Annotated in this window: 25 protein-coding genes; 17 read left to right on the forward strand and 8 right to left on the reverse strand. The window is 73.3% G+C overall.

Annotated elements, in window-relative coordinates; genetic code table 11:
* Nucleotides 1-35 precede the first annotated feature (35 nt).
* A complete protein-coding gene (locus ACIQ87_RS15280; RefSeq protein ID WP_402406149.1) occupies nt 36-1,385 on the forward strand; it encodes an ATP-binding protein in 1,350 nt (449 codons plus the stop codon).
* Nucleotides 1,386-1,590: 205 nt separating this feature from the next.
* Complete coding sequence (locus ACIQ87_RS15285) at nt 1,591-3,390, forward strand: bifunctional metallophosphatase/5'-nucleotidase (protein ID WP_402406151.1); 1,800 nt, start codon at nt 1,591-1,593, stop codon at nt 3,388-3,390.
* Nucleotides 3,391-3,451: 61 nt separating this feature from the next.
* On the opposite strand, the gene ACIQ87_RS15290 is transcribed toward ACIQ87_RS15285, so the two are convergent.
* From ACIQ87_RS15290 to ACIQ87_RS15310, 5 genes are all read right to left on the reverse strand, one after another.
* Nucleotides 3,452-4,927 (reverse strand): ATP-binding protein, encoded by a 1,476-nt coding sequence (locus ACIQ87_RS15290; protein WP_402406152.1) that lies wholly within the window; start codon nt 4,925-4,927, stop codon nt 3,452-3,454.
* A 20-nt stretch (nt 4,928-4,947) separates the two neighbouring features.
* Nucleotides 4,948-5,718 carry a response regulator transcription factor gene (locus ACIQ87_RS15295; protein ID WP_402406154.1) on the reverse strand — a complete coding sequence of 257 codons (771 nt, stop codon included), beginning with the start codon at nt 5,716-5,718 and terminating at the stop codon, nt 4,948-4,950.
* Nucleotides 5,719-5,797: 79 nt separating this feature from the next.
* Nucleotides 5,798-6,991: a S1C family serine protease gene (locus tag ACIQ87_RS15300; RefSeq protein WP_402406156.1), complete on the reverse strand. Its 1,194-nt coding sequence runs from the start codon at nt 6,989-6,991 to the stop codon at nt 5,798-5,800.
* A 115-nt stretch (nt 6,992-7,106) separates the two neighbouring features.
* Nucleotides 7,107-8,165 carry a LacI family DNA-binding transcriptional regulator gene (locus ACIQ87_RS15305; RefSeq protein ID WP_402406158.1) on the reverse strand — a complete coding sequence of 353 codons (1,059 nt, stop codon included), beginning with the start codon at nt 8,163-8,165 and terminating at the stop codon, nt 7,107-7,109.
* Nucleotides 8,166-8,313: 148 nt separating this feature from the next.
* Nucleotides 8,314-9,042, reverse strand: a complete 729-nt coding sequence (locus tag ACIQ87_RS15310) for a response regulator transcription factor (protein WP_402406160.1) — start codon at nt 9,040-9,042, stop codon at nt 8,314-8,316.
* Nucleotides 9,043-9,769: 727 nt separating this feature from the next.
* Between ACIQ87_RS15310 and ACIQ87_RS15315 the strand changes: the two genes are divergently transcribed.
* From ACIQ87_RS15315 to ACIQ87_RS15345, 7 genes are all read left to right on the forward strand, one after another.
* Entirely contained in the window at nt 9,770-10,063 is a 294-nt protein-coding gene (locus ACIQ87_RS15315) for a MoaD/ThiS family protein (protein ID WP_392882623.1), read from the forward strand.
* A 5-nt stretch (nt 10,064-10,068) separates the two neighbouring features.
* Entirely contained in the window at nt 10,069-11,529 is a 1,461-nt protein-coding gene (locus ACIQ87_RS15320) for a hypothetical protein (RefSeq protein WP_402406162.1), read from the forward strand.
* A 178-nt stretch (nt 11,530-11,707) separates the two neighbouring features.
* Nucleotides 11,708-12,442: a DUF2993 domain-containing protein gene (locus ACIQ87_RS15325; protein WP_402406164.1), complete on the forward strand. Its 735-nt coding sequence runs from the start codon at nt 11,708-11,710 to the stop codon at nt 12,440-12,442.
* Between the two features lie 224 nt (nt 12,443-12,666).
* On the forward strand, nt 12,667-12,747 hold the full coding sequence (locus tag ACIQ87_RS15330) for an Ms5788A family Cys-rich leader peptide (RefSeq protein ID WP_350517234.1): 81 nt from the start codon (nt 12,667-12,669) through the stop codon (nt 12,745-12,747).
* Between the two features lie 233 nt (nt 12,748-12,980).
* Nucleotides 12,981-13,817, forward strand: coding sequence for a sulfurtransferase (locus tag ACIQ87_RS15335; protein WP_402406166.1), 837 nt, complete (start codon nt 12,981-12,983; stop codon nt 13,815-13,817).
* 41 nt (nt 13,818-13,858) lie between these two features.
* Complete coding sequence (locus ACIQ87_RS15340; RefSeq protein WP_030288989.1) at nt 13,859-14,149, forward strand: DUF1416 domain-containing protein; 291 nt, start codon at nt 13,859-13,861, stop codon at nt 14,147-14,149.
* Nucleotides 14,150-14,222: 73 nt separating this feature from the next.
* Complete coding sequence (locus ACIQ87_RS15345) at nt 14,223-14,495, forward strand: DUF3099 domain-containing protein (protein ID WP_402406167.1); 273 nt, start codon at nt 14,223-14,225, stop codon at nt 14,493-14,495.
* 13 nt (nt 14,496-14,508) lie between these two features.
* Here the strand turns inward: ACIQ87_RS15345 and ACIQ87_RS15350 are convergent, their stop codons facing one another.
* Nucleotides 14,509-14,871: a DsrE family protein gene (locus tag ACIQ87_RS15350; RefSeq protein ID WP_402406169.1), complete on the reverse strand. Its 363-nt coding sequence runs from the start codon at nt 14,869-14,871 to the stop codon at nt 14,509-14,511.
* Between the two features lie 369 nt (nt 14,872-15,240).
* Here ACIQ87_RS15350 and ACIQ87_RS15355 point away from each other — a divergent pair, with 369 nt between their 5' ends.
* The 3 genes from ACIQ87_RS15355 to ACIQ87_RS15365 all read left to right on the forward strand — a co-directional run bounded on the left by ACIQ87_RS15355 (nt 15,241) and on the right by ACIQ87_RS15365 (nt 17,375).
* Entirely contained in the window at nt 15,241-15,825 is a 585-nt protein-coding gene (locus ACIQ87_RS15355; protein ID WP_402406171.1) for an FABP family protein, read from the forward strand.
* A 103-nt stretch (nt 15,826-15,928) separates the two neighbouring features.
* Nucleotides 15,929-16,393: a Fur family transcriptional regulator gene (locus ACIQ87_RS15360; RefSeq protein ID WP_402406172.1), complete on the forward strand. Its 465-nt coding sequence runs from the start codon at nt 15,929-15,931 to the stop codon at nt 16,391-16,393.
* A 19-nt stretch (nt 16,394-16,412) separates the two neighbouring features.
* Complete coding sequence (locus ACIQ87_RS15365) at nt 16,413-17,375, forward strand: YgfZ/GcvT domain-containing protein (protein WP_402406489.1); 963 nt, start codon at nt 16,413-16,415, stop codon at nt 17,373-17,375.
* 37 nt (nt 17,376-17,412) lie between these two features.
* Here ACIQ87_RS15365 and dtd read toward each other — a convergent pair whose 3' ends face one another.
* Nucleotides 17,413-17,853: a D-aminoacyl-tRNA deacylase gene (gene dtd / locus ACIQ87_RS15370; protein ID WP_224283110.1), complete on the reverse strand. Its 441-nt coding sequence runs from the start codon at nt 17,851-17,853 to the stop codon at nt 17,413-17,415.
* A gap of 552 nt (nt 17,854-18,405) precedes the next feature.
* On the opposite strand from dtd, the gene ACIQ87_RS15375 reads away from it, so the two are divergent.
* The 3 genes from ACIQ87_RS15375 to ACIQ87_RS15385 all read left to right on the forward strand — a co-directional run bounded on the left by ACIQ87_RS15375 (nt 18,406) and on the right by ACIQ87_RS15385 (nt 20,395).
* Nucleotides 18,406-19,026: an ABC transporter substrate-binding protein gene (locus ACIQ87_RS15375; RefSeq protein ID WP_402406174.1), complete on the forward strand. Its 621-nt coding sequence runs from the start codon at nt 18,406-18,408 to the stop codon at nt 19,024-19,026.
* Between the two features lie 74 nt (nt 19,027-19,100).
* Entirely contained in the window at nt 19,101-20,060 is a 960-nt protein-coding gene (locus ACIQ87_RS15380) for an asparaginase (RefSeq protein ID WP_402406176.1), read from the forward strand.
* A 125-nt stretch (nt 20,061-20,185) separates the two neighbouring features.
* Nucleotides 20,186-20,395: a dodecin gene (locus ACIQ87_RS15385; protein WP_030288965.1), complete on the forward strand. Its 210-nt coding sequence runs from the start codon at nt 20,186-20,188 to the stop codon at nt 20,393-20,395.
* Nucleotides 20,396-20,524: 129 nt separating this feature from the next.
* On the opposite strand, the gene ACIQ87_RS15390 is transcribed toward ACIQ87_RS15385, so the two are convergent.
* Complete coding sequence (locus tag ACIQ87_RS15390) at nt 20,525-21,016, reverse strand: inorganic diphosphatase (RefSeq protein WP_402406492.1); 492 nt, start codon at nt 21,014-21,016, stop codon at nt 20,525-20,527.
* Between the two features lie 76 nt (nt 21,017-21,092).
* On the opposite strand from ACIQ87_RS15390, the gene dacB reads away from it, so the two are divergent.
* Nucleotides 21,093-22,718: a D-alanyl-D-alanine carboxypeptidase/D-alanyl-D-alanine-endopeptidase gene (gene dacB / locus ACIQ87_RS15395; RefSeq protein WP_402406178.1), complete on the forward strand. Its 1,626-nt coding sequence runs from the start codon at nt 21,093-21,095 to the stop codon at nt 22,716-22,718.
* 198 nt (nt 22,719-22,916) lie between these two features.
* Nucleotides 22,917-24,089, forward strand: a complete 1,173-nt coding sequence (locus ACIQ87_RS15400) for a zinc-dependent metalloprotease (protein ID WP_402406180.1) — start codon at nt 22,917-22,919, stop codon at nt 24,087-24,089.
* The last annotated feature ends 187 nt before the right edge of the window (nt 24,090-24,276 follow it).

Consider the following 24,276-nt stretch of genomic DNA (forward strand, 5'->3'; position numbering starts at 1 on the left):
CCCCCGTCCACCGCTGACCCGTCAGGAGGCCGTCCATGGCGCTCGGCAACCTCACCGATGCGTTCACCAGCCTGATGTTCGGCAAGGTGGAGACCACCCGCCTGCCGGTGCGCACCTCCACCGGCCAGGCGCAGGCCGTCTACCTGCCCACGGCGGCTCCGGGCCTGGGTGACTCCGGTGTGATCATCGGTCGCGAGGTGTACAGCGGCAAGGGGTACGTCTACGACCCGTTCCAGCTGTACGGGCAGCAGCTGCCCGCCCCGCACTGGCTGGTGCTCGGCGAGTCCGGCAACGGCAAGTCGGCGCTGGAGAAGACGTACGTGCTGCGGCAGCTGAGGTTCCGCGACCGCCAGGTCGTGGTGCTGGACGCGCAGGGCGAGGACGGCGTGGGCGAGTGGAACCTGATCGCCAACGCGCTGGGCATAAAGCCGATCCGGCTGGACCCGATGGCGGCCCGGGACGGCGGGGTGAAGCTCAACCCGCTGGACCCGGCGATCACCCAGACCGGCCAGCTGTCGCTGCTGCGCACCATCGTCGAGGTGGCGATGGGGCGCGGGCTGGAGGAGCGGGCGGGCTTCGCGCTGAAGGCCGCGCACGCCCACGTGGTGGCCTCGGTGACGGATCGGCAGCCGGTGCTGGACGACATCATCGACACCCTGCGCAACCCCGACCTGTCCTCGGTGGAGTCGCTGGGCGTGGCGGTGGACGAGGTGCAGTCCTGGGGCCTGGACGTGGCGCTGGTGCTGGACCGGCTGGTCGACGGCGACCTGCGCGGCATGTTCGACGGGTCGACCACCGAGGGCATCGACCTGGACGCGCCGCTGATCGTCTTCGACCTCTCGCACATCGACCGCAACTCGATCGCGATGCCGATCCTGATGGCGATCGTCGGGGTGTGGCTGGAGCACACCTGGATCAGGCCGGACCGGAAGAAGCGCATCTTCCTGGTCGAGGAGGCCTGGCACATCATCAACAGCCCCTTCGTCGCCCAGCTGTTCCAGCGGCTGCTGAAGTTCGGCCGCCGGCTCGGCCTGTCCTTCGTCGCGGTGGTCCACCACCTGTCCGACGTGGTGGACGGCGCGGCGGCCAAGGAGGCCTCGGCGATCCTGAAGATGGCCTCGACCCGGACGATCTACATGCAGAAGGCCGAGGAGGCGCGGGCCACCGGCCGGGTGCTGGGCCTGCCGCGCTGGGCGGTGGAGATCATCCCGACCCTGTCGCCGGGCATCGCGGTCTGGGACGTCAACGGCAACGTCCAGGTGGTCAAGCACATCATCACCGAGGCCGAGCGTCCGCTGGTCTACACGGACCGCGCGATGACCGAGGACGCGGTGGCCGAACGGGAGCGCGCGGAGCGGCAGTTGGCGTCCGAGCCGGGGGTCTGAGGGCTCCTCGGGGGCGTCGCGGCGGCCGTCTCCGCAGGCTCCGCACCCCGCGGACGGCGATGGTTCGTCAGTAGGTAATCCTCTCGTTACGTTCGACGTCCTGACAGCTACGCGCGTTGACCATAGGCTTCGCAGTCGCAACACATGCCCGAACGCCGATGCTGTCCACAGCCGGTGCTCCTTCCAAGGTGCAGGGGAACCCTTCATGCTCACCGTCAGATCCCGACGGACGGCGCTCGCCGTCGTCGCCGCCGCAGGTCTGTTCGGCACGGTGGTCGTGCCGACGGCCGCCCAGGCCGCCGACGCCAACGCCAAGCGCCACAAGACCGTCAACCTCCAGCTGCTGGCGATCAACGACTTCCACGGCAATCTGGAGCCCCCGGCCGGCTCGTCCGGCACGATCAAGGAGATCGACCCGGCCACCGGCAAGGAGGTCGCCACCCCGGCCGGCGGCATCGAGTACCTGGCCACCGAGCTGCGCAAGGCGCGCATCCCGGCCGACGACTCGATCACCGTCGCCGCCGGCGACATCATCGGCGCCAGCCCGCTGACCTCGGCGCTCTTCCACGACGAGCCGACCATCGAGGCGATGGACAAGCTCGGCCTGGACGTCACCTCCGTGGGCAACCACGAGTTCGACGAGGGCGCGCAGGAGCTGCGGCGCATGCAGGAGGGCGGCTGCCACCCGACCGACGGCTGCTACGAGCCCGGTCGCACCTTCAAGGGCGCCAACTTCAACTACCTGTCGGCCAACGTCACCGACGAGAAGACCGGCAAGCCGCTGCTGGCCCCGTACTGGATCACCAAGTCCCAGGGCGTGAAGGTCGGCTTCATCGGCGTCACCCTGGAGGGCACGCCGAACATCGTGACCGCCGAGGGCGTCAAGGGCCTGAAGTTCGCCAACGAGGTCACCACGATCAACAAGTACGCCGCCGAGCTCAAGGCCAAGGGCGTCAACTCGATCGTCGCGCTGATCCACGAGGGCGGTTACCCGGCCAGCAGCGTCTACAACTACGACTGCGGCGCGGCCGGCCAGGGCGTCTCGGGCCCGATCGTCGACATCGCGAAGAAGATCGACCCGGCGGTCGGCGCCATCGTCACCGGCCACACCCACAACGCGTACGCCTGCAACATCCCCGACCCCAACGGCGTCCCGCGCTCGGTGACCAGCGCCGCCTCCTTCGGCCGGCTGTTCACCGAGATCGACATGAAGCTGGACAAGACCACCGGCGAGATCGTGCGTCCCTCGGTCAAGGCCGAGAACCACGTGGTGCGCCGCACGGTCGAGAAGGCGCCCGACATGACGGCGCTGGTGGACCACTACTCCAAGCTGGCCGCCCCGATCGCCAACCGTCCGATCGGCTACATCGCCTCGGACATCAACGGCCGCGGCAACGGCGACCCGGAGAAGCCGCTCGGTGACGTGATCGCCGACGCGCAGCTCGCCGGGCTGGCCCCGGCCGGCAAGGGCGGCGCGCAGGTCGCCTTCATGAACCCCGGCGGCATCCGCTCCGACCTGGTCTACAAGGCCTCGGGCGGCGAGGGCGACGGCGTGGTGACCTACGGCGAGGCGTTCACCGTCCAGCCGTTCACCAACATGATGCAGGTCAAGACGCTGACCGGCGCCCAGCTGATCCAGCTGCTCCAGCAGCAGGTGAGCGGCTCCAACGCCGCCGCGCCGAAGATCCTCCAGGTGTCCTCGAACCTGCACTACACCCTGGACATGCGCAAGACCGGTGCGGACCGCGTGGTCCTGGACTCGGTCCGGCTGAACGGGGCCCCGGTCGACCCGGCCGCCACGTACCGCGTCGCGGCCAACGAGTTCCTGGCCGGCGGCGGCGACGGCTTCCCGGCCTTCGCGGCCGGCACCGACAAGCTGGTCGGCGCCTCGGACCTGGACGTCTTCACCGCCTACCTGGGTGCCCACAGCTCGGCGGCCGCGCCGCTCCAGGCCCCGGCGCAGGACCGGATCAAGGTCATCGGCCCGGGCAGCACCATCGACTGACCGTGAGCCGGCCACAGGGGCGGGTGGGAGCGCTGTCGGGGCGCCCCCACCCGCCCTTCCGTCATTCCGGGGCGGGGCCGCCGGGCAGGCGGACGGTGGCCAGCGCGCCCGGGCCGCCGTCGGCGGCGGGGCCGAGGGTGACCTCGCCGCCGGCCTCCCGGACGCTCTGGGCGACGATCGAGAGCCCGAGGCCGGAGCCGGGCAGCTGGCGCGAGGACGGCGAGCGCCAGAACCGGTCGAAGACGTACTGGAGCTCGTCCGGCGGGATGCCGGGGCCGTGGTCGCGGACGGTCAGGACGCCCTTGTGCAGCCGGACGTCGATGGTGCCGCCGGGCGGGCTGTACTTGACCGCGTTGTCCAGCAGGTTGATCACGGCCCGTTCCAGCCCGGCCGCGTCGCCGTGCACGTACCAGGGCTCGGTGGCGGTCTCGAAGACCAGCCCCGGGCCGCGCAGCTCGGCCCGTTCGACGGCCCGTCCGGTGATCTCGTGCAGGGCGACCACGGTCGGGGTCGGGCCGCTCTTCGGGGTGTCCGGGCGGGAGAGCTGGAGCAGGTCGCCGATCAGGACGGTGAGTTCCTGCATCTGCGCCTTCATGTTGCCGAGCAGCTTGGTCTTGGTCGCGGCGGGCAGCGGGCGTCCGGTGTCGTTGCTGCGGATCAGCAGGTCGACGTTGGTGCGCAGGGAGGTCAGGGGGGTGCGCAGTTCGTGTCCGGCGTCGGCTATCAGCCGGGTCTGCCGCTCGCGGGAGTTGGCGAGGGCGGTGCTCATGGAGTTGAAGGAGGTGGAGAGGCGGGCGATCTCGTCGTCGCCGCGGACCGGGATGGTGGTGCCGACCTCCTCGGTCCTGGCGATGTGTTCGACGGCGTCGGTGAGCCGGTCGACTGGCTTCAGGGCGGAGCGGGCGACCAGGCGGCCGGCGATGGCGGCGAGCAGGATGCCGCCTGCGGAGACCGAGCCGAGCAGGATGGCGAGGCCCTGGAGGGAGTCCTCGACGGGCTGGGTGGAGGTGGCCACCATCAGCAGTGCCGGGCGTGATCCGGTGCGGGTCGGGGAGATCCGGACGACCGCCGGAGTCCCGTCGGTGAACCGGCCGTCGCGGATGATCGACTCGCCGTTCTTGAGCTTGAACCCGGTCAGGTCGCCGGGCTGGACCACGATGGCCTTGGTCGCGTTCGGCGGCAGGCAGACGCCCGACGGGTTGGCCGCCACGTACTGGGTGTCCCGGGCCACCGCGCCGCCGTTCTCCGTGGTGAGGCTCGTCGGCTGCTCCGCCAGGGCCTGTTCCGCCGTCGGGTAGCACGGGAGAGGCACCCGGGGAGGCGGCGGCAGCGTCGCGCCGGCGAGGTCGGCCCGCACCTGCCCGTACAGCTGCTTCTCCGCGATGAACCAGCACGCCAGCGCCGAGAGCGCGATGGCCACCGCCACCGCGGCCGCGCTCAGGAAGGTGAGGCGGCCGCGCAGCGAGCGGGAGCGGTACCAGTGGACCAGGCGCTGCCGGAGCCCCGGTGTGCGGGGCGGAGCCGGCGGAGGGGCCAACGGAGGGGGCGGGACGTTGTTCACGCGCTCGTGCCGGAGGCCGGGCGCAGGGCGTAGCCGACGCCGCGCACGGTCTGGATCAGTCGGGGCATGCCGCCCTGCTCGGTCTTGCGGCGCAGGTACATCACGTACACGTCCAGGGAGTTGGAGGAGGGCTCGAAGTCGAAGCCCCAGACCGCCTTGAGGATCTGTTCGCGGGTGAGGACCTGGCGCGGGTGGGAGAGGAACATCTCCAGCAGCATGAACTCGGTGCGGGTGAGCTCGATCGGCTTGCCGGCCCGGGTGACCTCGCGGGTGGCGGTGTTCATCCGCAGGTCGGCGAAGGCGAGCACCTCGCTCTCGTCCTCGACGGCGGCGCGGGCGGCGGCCTCGGCGGCGAGGGCGTTGCGGCGCAGCAGGGCGCGGACGCGGGCGAGGAGTTCGTCGAGTTCGAAGGGCTTGGCGAGGTAGTCGTCGGCGCCGACGTCGAGGCCGGTGACGCGGTCGCCGACGGCGTCGCGGGCGGTCAGCATCAGCACCGGGACGGTGTCGCCGCGCGAGCGCATCCGGCGGACGGCGGTGAGGCCGTCCATCCGGGGCATCATGATGTCCAGCAGGACGAGGTCGGGCCGGTCGCGTTCGACGGATTCCAGGGCTTCGTAGCCGTCGGTGGCGGTGGCGACCTCGTACCCCTCGAAGGCGAGGCTGCTCTCCAGGGCGTCCCGGAGGGCGGGTTCGTCGTCGACCACGAGGAGCCGGGCGGAGGGGTGGGCGGCCTCGGCGGTGGTGCGGTCGTCGGCGGACGGGGTCATGGGCGGGTGCCCTTTCTCGTCGGGTTCTCGTCGGCTGGAGGGCCTGCTGGGAGCAATTGTCCGTCTCAGGGAGTGTGGCTCACAGGCTCTGTCCGGCTTCGAGCTTCGGCAGGACCTGCTTGATGTCGTTGACCGGGATGGCGAAGCCGAGGCCGACGCTGCCGGCCGAGCCGTTGCCGGAGGAGCCGGAGCCGCCGGGCGCGTACATCGCCGAGTTGATGGCGATGACCTGGCCGTTGGCGTTGATCAGCGGGCCGCCGGAGTTGCCGGGGTTGAGCGCGGCGTCGGTCTGGAAGGCCTTGTAGGTGGTGGTGCTGCCGCTGGTGGACTGCGGGGCGGTGCCGCGCAGGCCGGGCAGGAAGGGCAGGCCGAAGCCGCCGTTGTTGCTGGTGCTGCCCTCGTCGAGTTGGACGGTGACGTCGCGGTTCTCGGCGCTGATGATGCCGGAGGTGACGGTGCCGGTGAGGCCGTCGGGGTTGCCGATGGCGACGACCGGGTCGCCGATGGCCACGGTGGAGGAGTCGCCGAGGACGGCGGGGGTGAGGTTCTTCGCGCCGGTCGCGGTGATCACGGCGACGTCGAGGGCCTTGTCGGTGCCGGTGACGGTGGCCTGGGCGGTGGAGCCGTCCTTGAAGGTGACGGTGATCCGGCCGCCGCCGGTCGCGGCGGTGTCGATCACGTGGTAGTTGGTGAGGATCCGGCCGTCGGTGTCCAGGACGACGCCGGTGCCGGTGGCGGTGCCGTTTCCGGTCTTGACGGTGATCTGGACGGTGCTGGGCGAGACGGCGGCGGCGATGGCGGCCACGTCGGCGCTGCCGTCGGAGCGGGCGGAGACCGGGCTGGCGATGGTGCCGACGCGGTTGTCGGAACTCTGCCGGTCGGCGGCGACCAGCCCGCCGGTGACCCCGCCGAGGACGGCGGCGACCGCGGCGACGGCGGTGACCATGGCGAGCCGGCCGCGCAGCAGTCCGCGCCGGGCCCGGCTGCCGTGGTGGCCGCGGCCCTCGGGGGCGCCGGGGCCGAGGATCGTGGGCGGCTCGGGCGGGATCGGCGGGGGCGGCGGCGGGCCGTCGAAGCCGCCGTCGGAGTGGTCCTCGCGGTAGCTGTACCCGGCGGTGGCGCCGCCGGTGGTGCCGGGGACGTCCGCGGCCGGGCCGGCGCCGAGCACGGTGCCCTCGATCACCCGGGGCTCGTGGGCCCGGTACGGGTCGTACGGCCGGTGGGGCTGGTACGGGTCGTACTGCTCGCTGGGGTGCTGCTGCTGTTCGCTCATGCCGACCAAGCTCGGCCCGGTGCATGAGGAGTGGATGAGAACCGGCTCAGAACGGGGAGAGAAGCCCGTTGGGTTCTCATAAAGCCTGGTCAGGCCGCCTGTCGAGCGGAACCGGTTACTCCGGTACGGACCGGCCGGGGGCGGTGCCGTCGCAGCCGCAGGAGCGGCGGATGACCAGCCGGGACGGGAAGGTGCGGACCCGCTCGGTGTCCGATCCCGGCACCATCAGCGAGTCGTCCAGCACCAGGTCCACGGCGGCCCTGGCCATCGCGTCGCGGTCGGAGGCGACGGTGGTCAGCGGCGGGTCGGCGAGCGCGGCCTCGGGCACGTCGTCGAAGCCGGCCACCGCGAGGTCCTCCGGGACCCGCAGGCCGACCTCGCGGGCGGCCCGCAGCACGCCGATCGCCTGGTCGTCGGTGGAGCAGAAGATCGCCCGCGGCCGGTCCGGCGAGCGGAGCACGCCGAGCGCGACGTCGTAGGCGCCGTAGCGGTGGAAAGGTGCGTCGATCAGGTGCGGTTCGGTGGGGATGCCGTGGGCGTCCATGGCGCGCTGCCAGCCCTCGACGTGGTCGATGACCGGGTCGCCGGGGGCGGGGGACTCGACCGGGCCGCCGAAGCAGGCCACGTACGGGTGTCCGTGCACCTCCAGCAGGTGGCGCACGATCGCCTCGGCGCCCGCCACGTCGTCGGTGACCACCGCGACGTCGTCGATCGCCTCGGGCCGGCGGTGCAGCAGCACCACCTTGGCGCCCTCCATGGCGGCGAACTCCTCGGCGGCGCGCTGCGAGGGGCCCTGGCTGACCAGGATCAGGCCGGAGACGCGCATCCCGAGGAAGGCGCGGACGTAGTGCACCTCGCGGTCGTCCACGTAGTCGGAGTTGCCGATCAGCACGAGCTTGCCGCGCTCGGAGGCGGCCCGTTCCACGGCGTGCGCCATCTCGGCGAAGAAGGGCTGGCGGGCGTCCGGGACGACCATGCCGATCAGGTTGGTGCGCCGGGAGGCCATCGCCTGGGCGACGCTGTTCGGCCGGTAGCCGAGCTGCTCGATCGCCGCGAGGACCTTCTCCCGGGTCGCGGGCGCGACCGGGCGCGGCCCGTTGTTGATGACGTAGCTGACGACCGCGGTCGAGGTACCAGCCAGCCGGGCTACATCGTCGCGCGTCACTTTGGCCACGGGGGGAGTCTACGCGTGTGGCCCCCGGGGCGGCAGTGGGACCGGAGGCCTTGTCCGGCAGGCCGGCGGGCGGCTCCGGGAGGAACCGGACAAGCCGGGCGACCGGCGGTCCGTCCGGCCCCGGACCGGGGCCGGACGGACCCGTGCCTCAGGCGTCCAGGGGGGCGGGCCGCTGGGCGAGCTCCGGCCGTTCGCCCTTCTCGGGCTTCTCCGGGACGACGAAGCGGTAGCCGACGTTGCGCACGGTGCCGATCAGCTGCTCGTGCTCGACGCCGAGCTTGGCGCGCAGCCGCCGGACGTGCACGTCCACCGTCCGGGTGCCGCCGAAGTAGTCGTAGCCCCAGACCTCCTGGAGCAGCTGCGCCCGGGTGAACACCCGGCCCGGGTGCTGGGCGAGGTACTTGAGCAGCTCGAACTCCTTGAAGGTGAGGTCGAGCGCCCGGCCCTTGAGCTTGGCGGAGTAGGTGGCCTCGTCGACCGAGAGGTCGCCGTTGCGGATCTCCATCGGGCTGTCGTCGGTGACGACCTGGAGGCGGCCGAGGGCGAGCCGCAGCCGGGCCTCGACCTCGGCCGGGCCGGCGGTGTCCAGCAGGACGTCGTCGATGCCCCACTCGGCGGTGACGGCGGCCAGGCCGCCCTCGGTGACGACCAGGATCAACGGGCAGCCGATGCCGGTGGAGCGCAGCAGCTGGCAGAGGCTGCGGATCTGCGGCAGGTCGCGTCGGCCGTCGACCAGGATGACGTCCGCGCTCGGGGTGTCGACCAGGGCCGCGCCCTCGGCGGGCGCCACCCGGACGTTGTGGAGCAGCAGTCCGAGGGCGGGCAGCACCTCTGCGGAGGGTTGCAGCGCATTGGTGAGGAGGAGGAGAGAACTCATGCCCGGTGGTCCCCTTTCCGGGTCGTCGCGGTCGCGTTACGGCTGCCGCCACAGCCGGATGGCGCACGTGCTGGAGGGGAGGAAGGGACGACGGCCGGCCGCGGCGAACCGGGGGCGCGGACGGCGTACAGGGCGCGACGGCGGGTCGGCCGGGGGTCCCGCAACCCCTGGCGCACCGTTTCTGCCCTGTTCCTCACCGCGAACCCTCCGGTCTGTCCGGTGCCGGGTGGCGGCCCGGTGCCGGGTGGCGATGCCCCGGCCGGCCGGGGCACGTCGTTGTGCCGCGTCAGGCGGGGCGGTCCCTGCGGTGCGCCGGGGGTGGGCCGACGAATCGCAAGAACGTCCGTACTGGCGTCCTGGAAGCACAAAAGGACCCGGGGGCGACTCTGCCCGGATCCCTCTTGGTGGTCGAGGATAGCCGACCGTCTTCTCGGCCGGGAGTGCCCGAATCCGGCGGTTCGCCCAAATCGGGCGTGCGCCGGGTGAGGCTGGACACAGCGTCGAACGCCGGTCCGGCGCCCCCGGTGGCGGTCCGGTGGGAGGCCGCCGGGTGCCGCCCGGCCGTTCGGCCAGGGCGATTGCCGCTCGTGGTGGCGGACACGCCATCATGGGACGCACATCGGAGGCGCTGTTCGGGTCCATCGTTCGGGTGATCGGGCGGCCGTCGCGGTGGCGAGCCGGACCGGGGCACCGGGGCCGGGCGAGGACGACGAGAAGGGGTGGCCCGATGGGCGCGACCACCGAGCCCGCGAGCGGCGCCCGGGTGCGCGGGACGATCCGCTACTGGGCGGCGGCGAAGTCCGAGGCCGGGCTGGCCGAGGAGCCGTACGAGGCGGCGACCCTGGCGCAGGCGCTGGCGGCGGCCAAGGAGCGGCACGCCGACCGGCCGAAGCTCGTCCGGCTGCTCGGGCACTGCTCGTACCTGGTCGACGGGGCCCAGGTGGGCGGCCGCGACCACGCGGCCGTCGCCCTGACCGAAGGCGGGACGGTGGAGGTCCTCCCGCCGTTCGCGGGAGGCTGAGCGGCGTGACGGACATGAACAACCCGAACCGCGGCGGCTCCGGCGAGTGGCCGCAGCAGCCCCACCCGCAGCAGCGGCCGTACCCGCCCCAGGGGCAGCAGCCGTACTTCCCGCCGCAGCAGCCCGGCGCGCAGCCGCCGTACGGCTACCCGGTGGACGACGCGGCGACCGCGGTGCTGCCGCCGGTGCCGGCGTTCGACGACGCGGCCGCGACCACCCTGCTGCCGCCGGTGCCGGCGTTCGACGACGCCGAGGCGACGGCGCTGCTGCCGCCGGTGGTGGTGTCCGGTCCGGCGCCGGTCGCGCCGCCGCGGCACCAGCAGCCGCCGCAGTACCAACAGCACCAGCAGCAGTCGCAGGCCCCCCAGCACCAGCAGCAGCCCCCGCGGCGGCGGCAGCCGGAGCGGCAGGTGCAGCCCCAGCCGGACCCGACGATCCGGCTCCAGCAGTCGCAGGCCCCCCAGCACCAGCAGCAGCCCCCGCGGCGGCGGCAGCCGGAGCAGCAGGTGCAGCCCCAGCCGGACCCGACGATCCAGCTCCAGCAGCCGCCGAGGCCGCGGGCCAGGCACGCGGCCCCGGCGCCGCAGCCGGCCCCCGTGCCGCAGCCGGCGGAGGCCTTCGACCCGCCGACCATGACGCTCAAGCGTCCGACCGTCCCCGGTCTCCCCGGCCCGCAGGGCCAGGCCGTACCGGCGTACGCGGCCGCCCCGCCGCAGGCCGGGCCGGTGCAGGCCGTCCCGCCCGCCGGCCCGCGCGGCCGGACCGGCTCGCCGATCATCGACCCGGGCCTGCAACCGGCCCTGATCACCGCCGGCGTGGCCGCCCTGCTGGCCGGCGGCGCCGCGCTCGGCCAGGTCGCGCTGGCCCTGGTGGTGGCGCTGCTCCAGCTGCTGACGGCGGCCGGCTGGTTCCGGCTGAACGGCATGTGGCCGGCCCGGCAGGGCATCCTGCTCGCCGCGCTGGCCGGCTTCACGGCGGACGTGGCGGTGCTGCTGGCGGACTCCGACGGTGGTGTGGCGGCCGTGGTCGGCACCCTGGGTGGGTTCTTCCTGCTCGTCCTGGTGCTGCAGACGTTCCGCCCGTCGGACCCGAAGGAGCGCTTCTACGCGCTGACCGTGCTCGGCTCGGCCACCGTGGTGACGGCGCTGTGCACCATGCTGCTGCTGGCCGACTGGGTGCCCGCCGCGGTGGGTGCGGTGGCGCTGGCCACCCTGCTGGCCGCGGCGCCGCTTCCCGGGCCGAAGCAGCTGGGCCCGGTGCTGGGCCTGGCCGCGGCGGTGGCGCTGGGCCTGCTGGTCGGGGCGCCGGTGGCGCTCGGCGGGCTGGCCGGGCTGGGCGCGCTGGTCGGCCGCCGGGTCGCGGCGTACGACTTCCCGTCCCGTTTCGTGCACATGACGGCGGGCGTGGCGCTGCCGCTGGCGGTGGCGGCGCCGCTGATCTGGATCGCCACCGAGCTGCTGGCCTGACCCTTCCGCGCCAGGCCCCAGGTCGGATTCCGGCCCCGGAACCATGTTCCGGGGCCGGACGTCGTACGGTCGTGCGAGGGCGGACGTGTCCTGCGACCGCCGTGGAACGACGACTGACGACGAACGACGAACGACGACCGACGAACGACCACAGCGACCGGCGACGACGGGGGACACGATGCGCGGATGGCTGAAGGCCACGATCGGCCTGGTGGTGCTCTCCGGCCTGCTGCTGGGCGCCGACCGGATCGCGGTCGGCGTGGCCGAGGACGAGGCCGCCGACCGGATCGTGAAGAGCGGCCGGATGAGCCAGCGCCCGGACGTCTCGATCGAGGGCTTCCCGTTCCTTACCCAGGTGGTGTCGAAGAAGCTGGACGACGTCCGGATCTCCTCGGACGGCCTGACCGTCGGCGACGGCAGCCACCGGGTGGCGCTGCACTCCTTCAAGGCGCAGCTCTCCGGGGTCAAGGTGAGCGACAGCATGAGCAGCGCCACGGTGGACAGCGGCACCGGCAGCGGGGTGATCTCCTACCAGGACCTCGCGCAGCTGCTGCCGCCCGCCTCCGAACTGCTGCACGGGGCCAAGCTGCCGGTGGGTGGCAACTCCCGGCTGAGCCTGTCCTACGCGGGCCCGGGCAAGGTCAAGGCCGCGCTGGGTCCGATCGCGATCGGCGAGGGCACCGTGCACAACAAGGGCAACACCGTGACGGTGGACGGCTTCCGGCTGAGTTCGCTCGCGGGGATGGTGGCCGGTGCCACCGGCCAGCAGATCGAGCCGATGAGCTTCACCCTGGACTCGTTGCCGGCCGGCCTGAAGCTGGCCGACCAGGAGGGCGGGAGCGGCGGTGTGACGCCGCTGCCGGAGGGCCTCCAGCTGACCTTCGACGGCAAGGACGTCAAGCTCCTGGGCTGATCCCGGCCCGTGCCGGGCCCTGCCGAATCGTTCCGCTCCGCGAGACGCGCTGTCCAGCGCGGACCGTGGAGCGGTGTCGTTTCCGCCCCGCGCGCGCCGCCGGAGGGCTTCCGGCGGGGCCCCGGCGGGCCGCGCCGAGGGCAAATCCCATCATTCGGTCGTTTCGATCCCATTATTCGAAACGCTGATGACAGCGGGCCTCCGGTGTCCCTAGCATCGTCGGCATGAAGCGACAGACGGACCTCACGAAGCGGCGGGCGGTAGACCTGTGCCGCGTGGCCGCCTGTCTGTGTCGAATGCGCTGACTCGGCGCCCCGGCAGGGCAGTTGACGCCCGCCGCCGATCTTCCCGGTGACCGTGCCCGGCTCTGTGAGCGGGTGGTCCCCGAGGTACTCCGCAGTTCACCGCCCGGCCGCACCGGTCCGCCCCCTCGTCCCATTATTCGGACGGATTTTCGGACCGCTCCTGCCCGGGCCCCTGCAGCACCCCTCCTGAGCAGCACCTTCCGCACAACCGCCCTCGGATGGAGATCACCACCATGAGCCGCAGCGACGTCCTGGTCGACGCCGACTGGGTCCAGGCCCACCTGGACGACCCGAAGGTCGTCATCGTCGAGGTCGACGAGGACACCTCCGCGTACGACAAGAACCACATCCGCAACGCCGTCCGGATCGACTGGAAGCAGGACCTCCAGGACCCGGTCCGCCGCGACTTCATCGACCAGGCCGGCTTCGAGGCGCTGCTCAGCGCCAAGGGCATCGCCAACGACGACACCGTCGTCCTGTACGGCGGCAACAACAACTGGTTCGCCTCGTACGCCTACTGGTACTTCAAGCTGTACGGCCACGGCGACGTCCGCCTGCTGGACGGCGGCCGCAAGAAGTGGGAGCTGGACTCCCGCGACCTGGTCGCCGAGGTGCCGGCCCGCCCCGCCACCTCGTACACGGCGCAGGCCGCCGACTCCTCGATCCGCGCCTTCCGCGACGACGTGATCGCCGCCATCGGCGACCTGAACCTGGTCGACGTCCGCTCGCCCGATGAGTTCTCCGGCAAGCTGCTCGCCCCGGCGCACCTCCCGCAGGAGCAGTCGCAGCGCCCCGGCCACGTGCCGAGCGCCCGCAACATCCCGTGGGCCAAGAACGCCAACGACGACGGCACCTTCAAGAGCGACGACGAGCTCAAGGCGCTGTACGAGGCCGAGGGCATCGACCTGGCGAAGGACACCATCGCCTACTGCCGCATCGGCGAGCGCTCCGCGCTCACCTGGTTCGTGCTGCACGAGCTGCTCGGCCAGGAGAACGTCAAGAACTACGACGGCTCGTGGACCGAGTACGGCAGCCTGGTCGGCGTGCCGATCGAGCTCGGCAGCAACTGAGCCCCCGGCTCGACCCGTAAGTCAGAAGGGAAATCACAGACATGTGCGGTGCGAAGGCCGGCGGCCCGGACCTGGCAGGAGTTGACGTGGCGAACGAGACGATCATCCAGGGTTCGGTGACCCGCGACGGTGAGCCGGTCAACGGCTACGTCCGGCTGCTGGACGAGAACAACGAGTTCACGGCCGAGGTGCCCACCTCGGCGACCGGCCAGTTCCGGTTCTTCGCCCGCCCGGGCAAGTGGACCCTGCGCGCGCTGGTGCCGGGCCAGACCGTGGACCGTCAGGTGGTGGCCTCCCAGGGCACCGCCGTCGAGGTCGCGATCGCGGTCTGACCCCGGTCGGAACGACTCCGGAGCACCCCGAGGGCCCCTGCCGTGCAGGGGCCCTCGGCCGTACCGTGGAGGGGTGCAGGCAAAGCGGCGGCGTCGCTACTACTTCGCCATGATGGGCGTGTGCCTGGGCCTGTTCGTCATGGCCTGGGGTGTGGTGCGGTTCTTCTCGGTCGGCGCGGCGATCGGCATGTGCGTGGTCGCGATGGTCATCCCGCCCGCCGCCGCGGTGTTCGCCAACAAGCGGGACCCGGACGACGACTGGTGGGACGACCCGCGCTGGGACGACCCGAAGTGGGACGAACCCGGCCACGACCGGGACCGCCCCGACCACGAGCAGCGCCCGTAGGGCACGGCGGGCGTCAGTACACGAGCGCCTGGACGCCGTCCGACATGATCTCGCTGACGAAGACCTGGGCGCCCGCGATGCGGACGCCCTCGACGGTGTCCTTCTGCTCGATCCCGCGCCGGGCCGCGCACTGGGTGCACAGCGTCACCGAGCCGGCTGCCAGGATCGACTCCAGCAGGTCCGGCAGCGGCGCCGCGTGCGGCAGCTCGAACTCCGCCGCCCGGCCCGGCAGCGCGAACCAGGAGGACTCCCCGGTCAGCCAGAGCGAGACCTCGATCCCGCTGGCGACGGCCACCGCCGCCACCGTGAACGCCTGCGAGCACCGCTCCGGCGCGTCCGCCCCTGCGGTGACCTTGATGACCAGTTTCTTCGACATGGCGCCACCATAGAGCGCCCGCCACCCCCGCCGTCCGGCATCCCCGGAACCCTTGGGCAAAGCTTGGGCAGCGACGGGAAGGCGACGGGAAGGCGGCGGAGCACGGCGCGAACCGCGACGTGGTGGGGCTCACCGCGACCGCCCGGAACCCGGCGGATAGAGTGAGCGGAGCAAAATCCACCACACTGTCGCCGCCTGGGAGCCCCCCGTGTCCGGTCTGGAAATCTTCTTCGACGGTCTGCTGGCCCTCATGGCCGTGCTGATCACCTGGTTCGCCATCTTCTCGGTGATGAAGCTGTACCAGGGCCAGCGCTGAGCCTGCCGTACGGTTGAGGCAGTCCCACACCGACGAGAACAGCGACCAGGAACATGATCGAGATCCCCTCTGACCTCCACAGGGACGTCGTCCCGCTCGCCTTCCTCCTCGGCACCTGGGAGGGCGCGGGCGTCTTCGACTTCCCCGGCGCGGAGAAGTGCAACTTCGGCCAGGAGATCGTGATCCGCCACGACGGCCGCCCCTTCCTGGAGTTCCGCTCCCGCACCTGGGTGCTGAACGAGGAGGGTGAGAAGGTCCGCCCGCTGGAGAACGAGCACGCGTTCTGGCGCATCACCAGCAACCACGACGGCACCAGCGGCGCCCGGGGGATCGAGATCTCCTCCGTCCGCGACGACGGCACGGTCGAGATCTGGTACGGCGAGCTGGCCGACGGCAAGCCCCAGGTCGACGTCTCCACCGACGCCGTCGCCCGGATCGAGGGCTCCCCGGAGTACTCGGGCGGCAAGCGGCTGTACGGCTTCGTCAACGGCGAGCTGCTCTGGGTCGGCGAGAAGGCCGCCCCGAACGTGCCGCTGCGCCCGTACATGTCCGCGCAGCTGAAGAAGGTGCTCAGCCCCGCCCAGCTGATCAAGGACATCAACGACCTGCCGGACGACGGCATCGCGTTCTTCAAGTAGGCCGGTCGCACGACCGGCACTTCGGTGCACGAGGTAGGGACCGGCCGCGGGCCGGTCCCTACACTTGCATCCAGGACCCCCGACCATTGGCAGGGACAGTACCGTGGCGGACACCGGCACCACCGACTGGCAGCTCTCCGGCGACTGGAAGGCCGACCTGCGCGAACGCGGGTACCGACTCACCCCGCAGCGCCAGCTCGTGCTGGAGGCCGTCGACGAACTCGACCACGCCACCCCCGACGACATCCTCTGCCACGTCCGCCGGACGGCCAGCGGCGTCAACATCTCCACCGTCTACCGGACCCTGGAGCTGCTGGAGGAACTGGGCCTGGTCTCGCACGCCCACCTCGGCCACGGCGCCCCGACCTACCACCTGGCCGGCCGCCACCACCACCTGCACCTGGTCTGCCGGGACTGCGAGCAGGTCACCGAGACCGGCACCGAGATCGCCCAGCCGCTGGTCGACAGCCTGCGCGAGCGGTACGGCTTCGACACCGACCTCAAGCACTTCGCGATCTTCGGCCGCTGTGCGGACTGCACCGCCAAGCTCGCCGAGGGGCGGTCGTAAGCTGGCCGGTATGACCGGTGTGAAGAGCCCGCTGCTTTCCCTGCCCGGAGCCGTCCCCGCCGAGGGGGCCGACGAAGGCGTCGCCGCCCACTACGGCGACATCTTCCGCGAGCAACGCAACCTGTCGCAGGGTGCGGGCTTCGTGGACCTCTCGCACCGCGGCGTGGTCACCGTGACCGGCCCGGACCGGCTCTCCTGGCTGCACCTGCTGCTCACCCAGCACGTCAGCGAGCTGCCGCCGCAGCAGGCCGCCGAGGCGTTGGTGCTGTCCCCGAACGGGCACGTCGAGCACGCGCTCTACCTGGTGGACGACGGCACCACCACCTGGGCGCACGTCGAGCCTGGCACCCAGGAGGCGCTGGTGGCCTACCTGGACAGCATGAGGTTCTTCTACCGGGTGGAGGTCGCCGACGCGACCGCCGAGTACGCCGTGGTCCACCTGCCGGCCGGCTCCACCGCCGCCGTCGAGGGTGCCGCCGCCGTCCGCGAACTCCCGTACGGGCGTGACCTGTTCGTGCCGCGCGGCGAGCTGGAGCGGCTCACCGCCGGGTACGGCCCGGCGGCCGGGGTCTGGGCGTACGAGGCGCTGCGGATCGAGGGCCACCGGCCCCGGCTGGGCTTCGAGACCGACCACCGGACCATTCCGCACGAGGTGGACTGGCTGCGCACCGCCGTCCACCTCCAGAAGGGCTGCTACCGCGGCCAGGAGACCGTCGCCCGGGTGCACAACCTGGGCCGCCCGCCGCGCCGGCTGGTCTTCCTGCACCTGGACGGCACCGAGGAGACACTGCCCCCGCACGGCACCGAGGTGCGGCTGGCCACCGACCCGGACGGGCGGGCGCTGGGCTTCGTGACCTCCTCGGCCCGGCACCACGAGCTGGGGCCGATCGCGCTGGCGATCGTCAAGCGGAACGTCCCGGTGGACGCCGTGCTGCTGGCCGGGACGGTGCCGGGCACCCAGGACGTGATCGTCCCCCAGTAGACCGCCGCGTGGCCGGGGCCGCCCGGCCCCGGCGCGGTCAGACCTCGACGAGGACGGTGAACGGGCCGTCGTTCACCAGCGCCACCTGCATGTCGGCGCCGAACCGGCCCGTCTCCACCTTCGCGCCCAGTGCGCGCAGCTGTGCCACCACCTCGTCCACCAGCGGCTCGGCGACCGGGCCGGGGGCGGCGGCGTTCCAGGTGGGGCGGCGGCCCTTGCGGGCGTCGCCGTAGAGCGTGAACTGGCTGATCACCAGCAGCGGGGCGCCGAGGTCGGAGCAACTCTGCTCGACGCCCTCGTCGTTCGCGGGCAGCAGCCGCAGCGTCCAGAGCTTGCGGGCCAGTTGGGCGGCCTTGGCGGGGGTGTCGTCGTGGGTGACGCCGACCAGGACACAGAGCCCGGGCCCCTCGATCGCGCCGACGGTCTCACCGGCCACGGTCACCCGGGCCTCGGTCACTCGCTGCACCACTGCTCGCATGCCGCCATTGTGCCGGAGCGCCACAGGGCCCCCGGGAGGGCCCCCGAGGAGCATCCGCCGCCGCGCGCCGGCCGTGCCCCGGGAGCCCGCCGCACCCTTCCCGTCCGCCTCAGCGGCCTCCTCAGGGCGCACACCAGGGGCGCGTGCAAAGGTCGTGCACGCCCTGGAGTGCGCGCCTGCGCTGAATCGGGCGCTGCTCTTGCTGCGAAAAGGACCGGTCATATCAGCCACCCCCGTTCGCCAGGGGGCCGTTCGGGTGCACGGGCGGTGCGCGCGCGCCGGGAGGGGTGGCACGCTGGTGGACCGTACGAAGGGTCCGGGGCGCCAGGAGGTCCGCCGCGCCGGGCCGGGTTCGGCCGGGCGGTCGAGCCGGTAGGTCAGGCGTCTGGCGGTGCCGTCCGGTGGGCGGTCGCGGCCGGGGACCGGACCCTCCCGGGGCTCCCGGGGGTGCCGGTGGACGGGACGCCCGGCCCGTCGGGGGCCGGGCCGGACCGGCGGCAGGGACGGGGTGCCGCGAGCGGGCGGGATCGGACGACGTCAGGTGGTTGGGTGATGGACGCGAGCAGCGCGGCGCGGGACCGGTTCGGGCCGGTGGTGCGGGATCCGGGGGGCCCGTACGGTCCGGCGGCGGGCGCGGAGGCCGAGCCCGATCTGGAGCGGCTGGGCCTGGAGCAGCTGCGGGTGCTGCGCCGGGAGACCCTGGAGCAGGAGGCCGACCTGTCCTACCTGCGGCGGCTGCTGCACGGGCGGATGGACATCCTGCGCGCGGAACTCGACCGGCGGCCCGGGGTGGGCCCGGTCCGTACGGCCGGCCCGTCCGGCCCCGACCTCGTCCCCGGCGACCTGCTGGACCGGCTGCCGGCCATCCTGACCGACGCGCCCTCCACCGTGCGGCGCTCGGCCCGGCACGTCACCCTCGGCCCGCCGCGCACCGAGGAGTCCCGGCTGGAGGCGGACGCGCTGATGGGCGACGTCCAGCTCGCCGACCTGGCCGCGCACCCGGCCGAGGAGCTGCTGGCCGCCCTGGAGCGGCTGCGGGCGCACGAGCGCGAGGTGTCGGGACGGCGCCAGCGGCTGCTGCGCACGGCCGACGGTTGCAATGCCGAGATCACCCGCAGGTACCGTGATGGGGAGGCACGGGTCGACGACCTACTCGCAGGTGGGCCGCTCTGACCGGGTGAGCCGCCGCGGGTGGTGGGACCCGGCTCGCTCCCGGCCCACCCTCGCCCCCGGAAGGCTCATCCGCCATGTCCCTGCCCGTCACCGCGCCCGTTCTCGCCGAGGTCGTGCGCTCCGGTTTCGTCGAGGGCCGTCACCGCGGCTCCCTGGTGCTGCTCGCGGCCGACGGCTCGGTCGAGTTCGCGCTCGGCGACCCGGACGCCCCGGTCTTCCCGCGGTCGACCGCCAAGCCGTTCCAGGCGGTGGCCACGCTGCGGGCCGGGCTCGCGATAGGTGGCGAGCTGCTGGCGCTGGCGGCCTCCAGCCACTCTGCAGAATCGTTTCACCTCGATGGTGTGCGGAGCATCCTCGGCTCCGCCGGGCTCGACGAGTCGGCCCTGCGCACCCCGGCCGACCTCCCGCTGGACGAGACCGAGGCGGAGCTGCTGCTCGCCGCGGGCCGCGGGCGCGCCCCGATCCTGATGGACTGCTCGGGCAAGCACGCCGGCTGGCTGGCCGCCTGCACCGCCAACGGCTGGGACACCGCGAGCTACCTCGACCCGGTCCACCCGATCCAGCTGCTGGCCCGCGAGGCCCTGGAGGAGGCCACCGGCGAGACCGCCGTGCACGCCGGGGTGGACGGCTGCGGCGCGCCGCTGCTGGCCGTGTCGCTGACCGGCCTGGCGCGCGGCTACCGCGGCCTGCTGCTGGCCGCCGAGGGCACCGGGCCGCGCCGCGTCGCCGACGCGATGCGCGCCCACCCCGAGTACGTGGCCGGCACCCGCCGGGCCGACACCTGGCTGATGCGGGCGGTGCCGGGCGCGCTGTCCAAGATGGGCGCCGAGGCCGTCCAGGTGGTCGCGCTGCCGGACGGGCGGGCGCTGGCCTTCAAGATCGAGGACGGCGCCGAGCGGGCCCGCGGCCCGGTGCTGGCGGCCGCGCTGCGCCGGCTCGGGGTGACCGGGGCGGACGGGACCGTCGAGCGGATCGGCGCGGCTCCGCTGCTCGGCGGCGGCCTGCCGGTCGGTGAGGTGCGGGCGGCCTTCTAGGGCCCCTGCCCGGCGGGGCGCGGGCGGCCCTCCGGAGCCCCCTGTCCCGGGGGCTGTCGGGGTGCGGGCGGACCCGGGCCGGTGCACGGTGGACCGGGGGCCGTCGCACAGCTGAGGAGTCCGCCATGACCGACCATGTGTACCGGGTGACCGAGATCGTCGGGTCCTCGACCGAGAGCGTCGACGCCGCGATCCGCAACGGGGTGGAGCGGGCCTCCCGGACGCTGCGCAACCTCGACTGGTTCGAGGTCTCGCAGGTCCGGGGCCACCTGGAGGACGGCCGGATCAAGCACTACCAGGTGTGCATCAAGGTCGGCTTCCGGCTGGAGGACTGACCTTCCCGGCACCGGCCGGGCTCGGACACGACAGGGGCCGGGGCCCGCGGAGGAATCCGCGGGCCCCGGCCCCTGGCTGTCCCGACCTGCCTCGAACCGCCCTCGATCGAATGAGATCGGAACGACGGCTCAGTGGCCGCCCTGCTCCGCCAGACGCTTGATCGAAGCGATGACCTCGGCCTCGGCCTCGGCGCGGCCGACCCAGTTGGCGCCCTCGACGGACTTGCCCGGCTCCAGGTCCTTGTAGACCTCGAAGAAGTGCTGGATCTCCAGGCGGTCGAACTCCGACACGTGGTGGATGTCGCGCAGGTGCTCCCAGCGCGGGTCGGTCGCCGGGACGCAGAGCAGCTTGTCGTCGCCGCCGGCCTCGTCGGTCATGTGGAACATGCCGATGGCGCGGCACTTGATCAGGCAGCCCGGGAAGGTCGGCTCGTCCAGGATGACCAGGGCGTCCAGCGGGTCGCCGTCCTCGCCGAGCGTGCCCTCGACGTAGCCGTAGTCGGCCGGGTAGCGGGTCGAGGTGAAGAGCATCCGGTCGAGCCGCAGACGGCCGGTCTCGTGGTCGACCTCGTACTTGTTACGAGAGCCCTTCGGGATTTCGATAAGGACGTCGAACTCCAACGGTTCCTCCAAGGTAGGGACTGACAGAATCCAAGTGTCTCCTACGGGAGTGAGTGCTCGGGAAAGGGGCCGGTCGGTGCGAGCAGGGGGAGGGGCGGCGCGCCGCCGCGGGGGGACGGCCGCGGGGCTGTTCGGGGCGGCGCTGCTGGTCGTCGGTACGGTCCTGACCTCGGGCGGCGCGTACGCGCAGCCGTCCCCGGCGCCGGGCGGACACAGCGCCGGGCAGGGCGAGGACGGGGACCACGACGGGCGGGACGGCCGCGACGGGAAGAAGGGCGACCACGGGAAGGGCGGCGCCAAGTCCCGGCCGGGCGACGGCCCGAGCACGGGGCCGGGCGGCACGCCCGCCCAACGGGCCGCGCAACCGGGCGCCACCTCGCCCACCGCCGCCGGCGGCGACGCGCCCGGTGCACGCCCGGCCCCCGCGCCCGGCGCCGTCCTGGCCGCCGTCGAGGGCGGTGCCGGCGCCGCCGTCCCCACCGCCCAGGGCCTCCAGCAGGCGCTCGCCGCCGCCCTCGCCGACCGGAGCCTCGGCGAGGTCACCGTCGCCGTCGCGGACGTCGGAACCGGCCAACTCCTGTACGGATCCGGGGAGAACACCCCGGCCACCCCCGCCTCCACCACCAAACTGGCCACCGCGGTCGCGGCCCTGTCCCTCATCCCGGGCGACACCCGGCTGCACACCCGGGTGGTCCGGGGCGCGGACCCGGGCGCGATCACCCTGGTCGGCGGCGGAGACCCGACGCTCACCGCGCTGCCCGCCGACCAGGTGCAGATCGGCGGGCAGCCGGCCGACGCCGACACCGCCCCCGCCTCGCTGGACCTCCTCGCCCAGCAGACCGCCGACGGCCTCAAGAACATCGGCGTCACGTCGGTCCGGCTGGACTACGACCTGTCGCTGTACGCGGGCAGCCCGCAGCACCGCAACCACGACGCGCAGAACATCGCCCTGGTGGTCCCGCTGATGGTGGACGAGGGCAGGGTGGACCCGAAGAGCCGGGACGACGCGCCGGACCGGGTCGCCGACCCGGCGGCCGCGGCCGCCGAGGCCTTCGCCGCACTGCTCAGGGCCCGGGGCGTCGCCGTGACGGGCAAGGTCGCGCCCGCGGCCGCCCCGGCCCCCTCCGGCGCGATACCCCTCGCCGACGTCCGGTCGCCGACGGTCTCCCGGCTGGTCGAACGCTTGCTGACCACCTCCGACAACCAGCTCGCCGAGGCGATCGCCCGTCAGGTCGCCGTCGCCGCCCACCAGTCGGCGAGCTTCGAGGGCGCCGCGGCCGCCGTCACCCAGGAACTCACCCGGCTCGGCGTGCCGATGGGCAACGCGGTCCTCAACGACGGCAGCGGCCTGCACCCGGGCAACGCGATCCCGCCCGCCGTCCTGGTCCGACTGCTCGTGCTGGCCGCCTCCGAACAGCACCCCACCCTGCGCCCGGTGCTCACCGGCCTCCCGGTCGCCGGCTTCACCGGCACCCTCAACAAGCGCTACGGCTCCGGGTCCGGCGCCGCCGACGCGGCCGGCCTGATCCGCGCCAAGACCGGCACCCTCAGCGGCGTCAACACCCTCGCGGGCACCGCCGTCGACGCCGACGGCCGGCTGCTCGCCTTCGCCGTCATGACCCGCACCACCGCCCCCGCCGACACCGCCCGCGCCGCCATGGACCGCGTGGCCGCCCGCCTCACCACCTGCGGCTGCCACTGACCCGGCGTCCGGCGGCGGTGCCACGGGCGGGCGGCCGTCAGCCCCCGTTCGTCGGGTGCTCCGTCGGGCGCTCCGCCGGGCGCGGGGAGGCCCCGCCGGTGCCCGGCCGTGGCCGGGGCGGTGCGTCGGGGCCCTCGGCGGAGAGGTGTTGGCGGCGGGTGGCTGCCGTTGGCGGTGGGGAGCACGTACGGTGAGGGCATGACGAGCGCGAGTGGCGGTGCTGACATGGTCGACTGGAACCTCGCGGTCGCAACCGCGACCAGGTTGGTGCGGCCGGGTCCGGAAGTGAGCCGGGAGGAAGCGGCGGCGGTGGTCGCCGAGTTGCGCCGGCACGCCCTGGCGGCGGAGGAGCACGTGCGGGCGTTCACCGGCATGCGCTCGTCCAGCCTCTCCCAGGCCGTGGCGACGCCGGTGCTGGTGGTGGACCGCCCCGGGTGGATCCGGGCGAACGTGGCGGGCTTCCGGACGGTCGTCCAGCCGCTGGTGGAGAAGCTCCAGGCGCGACGGGCGAACAGCGCGGCGGCCGGGATGTTCGGGGCGGTGGGCGAGAAGGCCACCGGGATCGAGGTCGGGGCGCTGCTGGCGTTCCTGTCCACCAAGGTGCTGGGCCAGTACGAGACCTTCGCCCCGGCCGAGGCGCCGCTGGAGGCGCCGGACAGCCCGGCCGCGCTGTTCGACAAGCCGCGGCTGGGGCCGGACGGCCCCGGGCCGGGCCGGCTGCTGCTGGTGGCGCCGAACATCGTGCATGTCGAGCGGGAGCTGGACGTCGACCCGTCCGACTTCCGGCTCTGGGTCTGCCTGCACGAGGAGACGCACCGGACGCAGTTCACCGCGGTGCCGTGGCTGCGCGACCACATCCAGTCCGAGGTGCAGTCCTTCCTCGCCGAGACGGACGTCGACCCGGGCGCCCTGCTGGAGCGGCTGCGGGACGCGGCGGGTTCGCTCGGCGGCCTGCCGGGCGGCGGAAGCCGGGAGCGCACCTCGTCCGGGAACCTGCTGGAGGTCGTCCAGTCGCCCGCGCAGCGCGAGATCCTCGGCCGGCTGACGGCCGTGATGTCGCTGTTGGAGGGCCACGCGGACGTGGTGATGGACGGCGTCGGGCCGGCCGTGGTGTCGACGGTCGCCGAGATCCGGGAGAAGTTCCAGCAGCGCCGGGACCGCGGTGCCAACCGGCTCGACCTGGTGCTGCGCCGGCTGCTCGGCATGGACGCCAAGCTGCGCCAGTACCAGGACGGCGCGGTGTTCGTGCGCGGGGTGGTGGAGCAGGTCGGCATGGAGGGGTTCAACCGGGTGTGGACCTCCCCGAACACCCTGCCGACCAAGGAGGAGATCCACGATCCGGCCGCCTGGGTGGCCCGGGTGGCCCGCTGAGCGCGCGGTCGTGACGCGGGCGCGCCGGGAGCCGGACGGCAAGCGGCGCGCGCCGGTCAAACCCGCTCGTACGAGTGGTCCAATCGGCCGTACGACGGGTGAAGAAGCGTTTCTTCATTCACCCGAACGTGGGACGGTGGTGCCGGCGGGCGCGCGGGTGGCGTAGTGGGTGGCCACTATCTGCCAC

It is taken from the genome of Kitasatospora sp. NPDC096204, assembly GCF_044763205.1.
Classification (GTDB): Bacteria; Actinomycetota; Actinomycetes; order Streptomycetales; family Streptomycetaceae; genus Kitasatospora.